3 protein-coding genes are annotated in these 6,649 nt (G+C 69.2%); all 3 read right to left on the reverse strand.

From position 1 onward, the window contains the following. Positions 1 to 59: 59 nt before the first annotated feature. A complete protein-coding gene (locus tag AC6EI8_RS22850) occupies positions 60 to 2,429 on the reverse strand; it encodes a bifunctional salicylyl-CoA 5-hydroxylase/oxidoreductase (protein ID WP_498382953.1) in 2,370 nt (789 codons plus the stop codon). 250 nt (positions 2,430 to 2,679) lie between these two features. Further along, positions 2,680 to 4,572 carry a propionate--CoA ligase gene (locus tag AC6EI8_RS22855; protein ID WP_149319822.1) on the reverse strand — a complete coding sequence of 631 codons (1,893 nt, stop codon included), beginning with the start codon at positions 4,570 to 4,572 and terminating at the stop codon, positions 2,680 to 2,682. Between the two features lie 237 nt (positions 4,573 to 4,809). Continuing rightward, on the reverse strand, positions 4,810 to 6,480 hold the full coding sequence (locus AC6EI8_RS22860) for a transglycosylase SLT domain-containing protein (protein WP_265632625.1): 1,671 nt from the start codon (positions 6,478 to 6,480) through the stop codon (positions 4,810 to 4,812). Between the last annotated feature and the right edge of the window lie 169 nt (positions 6,481 to 6,649).

Genomic DNA, 6,649 nt, shown 5'->3' on the forward strand with positions numbered 1-6,649 from the left:
CGCGCCGCCGGTGACCAGCGCGTGCCGCCCGTGCAGCGGCAAGGACGATCGATCGCCGCTCATCGCGCCCCCGCCAGCGCCGCGGCGCGTTCGAGGTTGGTCTCCAGCTGCCGCTTGCCGGCCTGGTACTGCACCGGCCAGTCGACCGGGCGATAGCCCAGCTGCGCGGCCTGATGCAGCGTCCAGGCGGGATCGGCCAGATGCGGCCTGGCGATCGCGCACAGGTCGGCGCGGCCCGCGGCGATGATGCTGTCGACGTGATCCGCCTCGGAGATCGCGCCCACGGCGATCGTCGGAATGCCCGCCTCGTTGCGGATGCGGTCCGCGAACGGCGTCTGGTACATGCGGCCATAGACCGGCGTTTGTTCGGGGCTGACCTGGCCCGACGAGCAGTCGATCAGGTCCGCGCCGGCCGCCTTGAAGGCCCGCGCGATCTCGACCGCGTCGTCGGGCGTGATGCCGCCCTCGACCCAGTCGTGCGCGGAAATGCGGACCGACATCGGCCGCTGCGACGGCCATACCTCGCGCACCGCGGCGAACACCTCGAGCGGATAGCGCAGCCGGTTGGCCAGCGATCCGCCGTACTCGTCTTCACGCCGGTTGGTCAGCGGCGAGATGAACGACGACAGCAGATAGCCGTGCGCGCAATGCAGCTCCAGCCAGTCGAAGCCCGCCTCGGCCGCGCGCCGCGCCGCGGCAACGAAATCGTCGCGCACACGGTCCATGTCCTTGCGCGTCATCGCGCGCGGCACCTGCGAGATGCCGGGCAGGTAGGGCAGCGGCGAGGCCGAGATCAGCGGCCAGTTGCCCTCGGGCAGCGGATGGTCCATCGCCTGCCAGCCCAGCTGCGTCGACCCCTTGCGGCCGGCATGGCCGAGCTGCATGCCGATGCGCGCGCCGCCGGCGAGCCCCGTGCCCGCATGCACGAACTCGACGATGCGCCGCCAGGCGTCGCGCTGCGCGTCGTTCCACAAACCCGGGCATCCCGGCGTGATGCGCGCGTCGGGCGAGACGCAGGTCATCTCGGCCATCACCAGGCCGGCGCCGCCCTGGGCGCGCGCGCCCAGATGCACCAGATGGAAGTCGCCGGGCACGCCGTCGACGCAGCAATACATCGCCATCGGCGACACCACCACGCGGTTCTTCAGCGTCAGGCCGCGCACGCGGTAAGGCGTGAACATCGGCGGCAGCGCACCGTCATGCGCGCGCAGGCTTTCCTCGGGCACGCCGGCCTGCCGCGCCAGCCAGCGCTCGTAGTCCTCGACATAGGTGCGATCGCGCAGCCGCAGGTTCTCGTGCGAGATGCGCTGCGAGCGCGTCAGCAGCGAATAGGCGAACTGCTCGGGCGCCAGGCCCGCATAACGCTCGACGTTCTCGAACCATTCGGTGGAATTGCGCGCGGCGTTCTGGATCTTCAGCACCTCGACGCTGCGGGTGGCCTCGTAGCGGCGCAGCGCCTCGTCGAGCGCGTCCGGACCGGGCTCCGTCATGCCGCGCAGATTGCTGGCCAGATCGATCGCATCCTCGAGCGCCAGCTTGGTGCCCGAGCCGATCGAGAAATGCGCGGTGTGGGCGGCATCGCCCATCAGCACCACCGGCACGCGGCGGCCGCCGGCCAGCGTGTTCCAGTGGACCCAGGTGTTGCAAATCACGCGGTTGAAGCGGATCCAGTTGGCCGAGCCGCGCAGGTGGGTGGCGTTGCTGATCAAGGGCTGGCCATCGAGATATTTTGCGAACAGCCGCTCGCAGTAGGCGATGCCCTGCTGCTGGTCCATCTGCTCGATGCCGGCGGCGCGCCAGACGCGTTCCGGCGTCTCGACGATAAAGGTCGACGTATCGTCGTCGAAGCGGTAGGCGTGCGCCTGGAACCAGCCGTGCTCGGTCTGTTCGAAGGCGAAGGTGAAGGCGTCGAAGCGCTTTTTGGTGCCGAGCCAGACGAAGCGGCACTGGCGCGTATCGATGTCCGGCGCGAAGGTCCCGGCGTAGCGGGTGCGCACGCGGCTGTTGACGCCGTCCGAGGCGATCACCAGGTCGGCGCGGTATGTCTCGGCCAGGGCCTGGTCGTCCTGCACGTCGGTCTCGAACACCAGTTCCACGCCCAGCGCCTCGCAGCGCGCCTGCAGGATGTTCAGCAGACGCTTGCGGCCGATGCCGATGAAGCCGTGCCCGCTGGAGCGCATCGTGCGGCCGCGGAAGTGGATGTCGATGTCGTCCCAGTGATTGAAGGCCGCGTCGATCTCGCGCGCGCTCTCCGGGTCGGCCTCGCGCAGGTTGTCCATGGTGGCGTCCGAGAACACCACGCCCCAGCCGAAGGTGTCGTAGGGCCGGTTGCGCTCGACCACCACCACCTCGTGGCGCGGAGCCTGCCGCTTCATCAGCAGGCCGAAGTAGAGGCCGGCCGGTCCGCCGCCAATACACAGTACTCGCATCTGTCGTCTCCTCGCGGCGCCGGGTCGCTACCGCTCGCCACCGTTCGCCCCTGACCGCCATGGATGGCCACCGGTCGCGGCTGATCACCTCTGCCGCCGTGGATGTGCGGGCGCGGCGCCGTCATCCTGTGCCGCCTGTGCCGCAATCAATACAGTCCTAAATATTTTATATCTAAAATAATAGGGCGAGGATGACCGCTTGGCAAGCGGCACCACCGGCATGGCCGTGGGCGCCGCTCGCGGCGGGCGCTCAGCCCTGCAGCGCCTCCCGGAACTGCGCCAACGCGGACGGGTCCTCGATGGTCGTCAGGTCGCCGGGATCGCGCCCTTCCGCCACCGCCTGGATCGCGCGGCGCAGCAGCTTGCCGGAGCGCGTCTTCGGCAAGGCGCCGACGAACACCACGCGAGACGGCCGCGCGACCGCGCCGAGTTGCCGGTCCACGGTCTGCATGATCTCGCCTTCGAGCGCCATGCGGTCCTGCGGCGTGGCGGCGCGTCCCGCATCGCGCAGGATGCAGACCGCCAGCGCAACCTGCCCCTTCAGCGGATCGGCGATGCCCACCACCGCGACCTCGGCCACCGCCGGATGCGAGGCGATGCTTTCCTCGATCTCGCGCGTCCCCAGCCGGTGGCCGGCGACGTTCAGCACGTCGTCGGTGCGCCCGAGGATGAACAGGTAGCCGTCCTCGTCGCGCACGCCCCAGTCGAAGGTCGAGTAGCGCTGGCGATCGGGAAAGCCGGACCAGTAGGTCTTGACGAAACGCTCGTCGTCGCCCCAGACCGTGCTCATGCAGCCCGGCGGCAGCGGCCCCTCGATCGCCACCACACCCTTCTGCCCCGGCGCGCATTCGGCGCCGGTCTGCTCGTCGACGATGCGCACGTCGTAGCCGTACACCGGCAGCCCCGGCGAACCCAGCTTGGCGGGCAGCGCCTCGATGCCATGCTGCAGGGCGATGATCGGCCAGCCGGTCTCGGTCTGCCAGTAGTTGTCGACCACCGGCTTGCCGATGGCCGACTGGATCCAGCTCGCGGTCGGCTCGTCCAGCGGCTCGCCCGCCAGGAACAGCATGCGCAGGCTCGACAGGTCGTAGCGGGTCAGCCAGGCCGGGTCCTGCTTCTTCAGCACGCGGATCGCGGTCGGCGCGCTGAACATCACGTTGACGCGATACTGCTCGACCAGCTGCCACAGGATGCCGGCGTCCGGCCGCACCGGCGTGCCCTCGTACAGCACCGTCGTCATGCCGGCCAGCAGCGGGCCGTAGACGATATAGCTGTGGCCGACGACCCAGCCGATGTCCGAGGTGCAGAACATCGTGTCGCCGGGCTTGCCGCAGAAGATGTATTCCATCGACGTGGCCAGCGCGACGGCATAGCCGCCGGTATCGCGCTGCACGCCCTTGGGCTTGCCGGTGGTACCCGACGTGTAGAGGATGTACGACGGCGCGCTCGACTCCAGCCATTCGCACGGCACCTGCGTCCCACCGACGCGTTCGCGCCAGGCCAGGTAGTCCTCGTCGCGGCCAGGGGTGCGCTCCATCGGCGCGAGCCCGCGGTCGACCAGCAGCACCTTCTCGGGCGGGTTCTGCGCCAAGCGCAGCGCCTCGTCGAGCAGCGGCTTGTAGGGCACGACCTTGCCGCCGCGCGAGCCGGCGTCGGCGCTGACCACCACGCGCGGCCGCGCGTCGTCGATGCGGGCCGCCAGGCTGACCGAGGCAAAGCCGCCGAACACCACCGAGTGCACCGCGCCGATGCGCGTGCAGGCCAGCATCGCGAACACCGCCTCGGGGATCATCGGCATGTAGATCAGCACGCGGTCGCCCTGGCGCACCCCCAGCGCCAGCAGCACCGCGGCCATGCGGTTGACCTCGGCGTGCAGCTCGCGATAGCTGTAGCTGCGGCGCTGGTCGGTTTCGGTGGAGACATGGACCAGTGCCGGCTGCTCGGCGCGCTTGGCCAGGTGCCGGTCTACCGCGTTATGGCAGAGATTGGTGCGGCCGCCGACGAACCAGCGCGCAAACGGCGGCCGGCTGTAGTCGAGTACCTGTTCGCAGGGGGTCTGCCAGTCGATGCGGCGGGCCTGTTCGGCCCAGAAGGCGTCGGGATCGACGAGGGAGCGCGCGTGCACGGCGCGGGTGGTGGTCATTGCTGTCTCCTCCGCTGGGGCGGCGGTTATCGTTGGACCGCCAGTTTGCCACCACCGGCACCGGCTTCGCCATCCGCAATGTCCACAAGGTCACGCGAGAGGCCGGCTGGTCCGACTGATCCGGCTGATGCGGATGGCTTGGGTCACCAAAGAAAAAGGGCACGCCCCTCGGCATGCCCTTTCCCGTGTCTTCGGCGCCGCTGTCGACTGCGCCGGTGCCTGCTGCGGTGCCGCGCCTCAGCGCGCCCTGCCCTTCGCCTTGGCCTTCGGTGCGGCGCTGGCCTTGGCGCTGGCGCGGCTGCCGGACGCCTTGGCGCTGGCCTTGGCGGACGCCCTGGACGACGCCCGCACCGCCTTGCCGTGCGGTTCGACCACCACCCGCTGGCGGGCGCTCACGCGGCTGCCCTTGCCCGACACGCGGATCACCCGTACCTCGTCGTCGCGCTCGGCGATGGCCCGCGCGCGCTTGACCGGCACGTTGAGCACCAGGCTCTGCCCGGCCACCAGCTTGGAGCCGGACAGCTTGTTCCAGGCGCGCACCTGGCTGACCGACACGCCATAGCGGCGCGCCACCGAGGCCACCGTATCGCGCTTGCCGGCGCGCACCACCAGCCGGCGCGCTTCGGGCAGGTCCGGCTCCATCGCCAGGATCGCGTTCTCCGCCAGCGTGGCGCTGATGTCCTGGGTATGGCGTCCGGAGCGGGGGATCATCACGGTCGAGCCGGGCTTGAGCCGCATCCCCTTCGGAATCCGGTTGATCTCGCGCAGCGTGTCCGGATCGACGTTCAGCCGCGCCGCCAGCGATTCGACGCGCTCGCGGCCGTCCACCGTCACCGCGGTCCAGCTCGACAGGCCGCCGCGATAGGTGTTCAGGTTGTACTGGAAGCGCTCGGCGTTCTCGAACGGCAGCAGGATCTGCGGGTTCGACGCGCCCAGGATCACCGGCTTGTTGAACGACGGATTGAGCGCGCGGAATTCCTCCAGCGGCATGTTGGCCAGCTTGGCGGCCAGCGTCACGTCGATGTCGCGCGAAGTGGTTACCGTGACGAAGTACGGGTGGTCCGGAATCGGCGGCAGCGTGACGCCATACGAGGCCGGATTGCTGACGATGTTCTTGACCGCCTGCAGCTTCGGCACGTAGTAGCGCGTCTCGTTGGGCATCGTCAGGCTGGCGTAGTCGGTCGGCAGCCCGCGCGCCTCGTTGCGCGCGATCGCCCGCGACACCGCGCCCTCGCCCCAGTTGTACGCCGCCAGCGCCAGATGCCAGTCGCCGAACATGTCGTGCAGCCGGCTCAGGTAGTCCAGCGCCGCTTCGGTCGAGGCGAGCACGTCGCGGCGCTCGTCGCGGAACATGTTCTGCTTCAGGTTGTAGCTCTTGCCGGTACTCGGAATGAACTGCCACATGCCCGCCGCCTTCGCGCTCGACACCGCCTCTGGATTGAACGCGCTCTCGACGAACGGCAGCAGCGCCAGCTCGGTCGGCATGTTGCGGCGTTCGAGCTCGGCGACGATGTGGTACAGGTATTTGCTCGACCGCGCGATCATCCGCTCCATATAGTCGGGCCGCGCCGCATACCACTGCGTGCGGTCCTCGACCAGCGTGCCTTCCAGGTCCGGCATCGAAAAGCCGCGACGGATGCGCACCCAGATGTCCTGCGACTGGCCCAGTGTCCAGTCGATCCTGTCCTCGTCGACGTTGATCGGCGCGGTATCGCGCGCGATGGTCGGCGGCAGGTGGATCGAATTGAGCGGATCGGTGGGGGGAAGGCCGGATTTGGGCTTGGTGGCGGAGGCCAGGGCGGTCGGCGAGCCGGCCGTGCCGGCTTCATCAGGCGGGACGGGCGTGCTGGCACATGCCGCCAGCAGCGCCGCACAGGCTACGGCCGCCAGGTATCGACCAATTCTCATCAATTTCTCGGATCGTGACGCTAAAAATTGGCTGATGCTAAAGACAAAGCGGCTCGTGCGTCAATCGGATTTTCCGCATTCCGCGGGGGCGCTCAGCGGTGGCGCGGATGGATGGGCGGGATGTCGGTCAGCGAAAGCCGTCCTTCCAGGCCCGCAGCGCGCCGAACGC

This window comes from Cupriavidus sp. R6-3 (assembly GCF_059772245.1).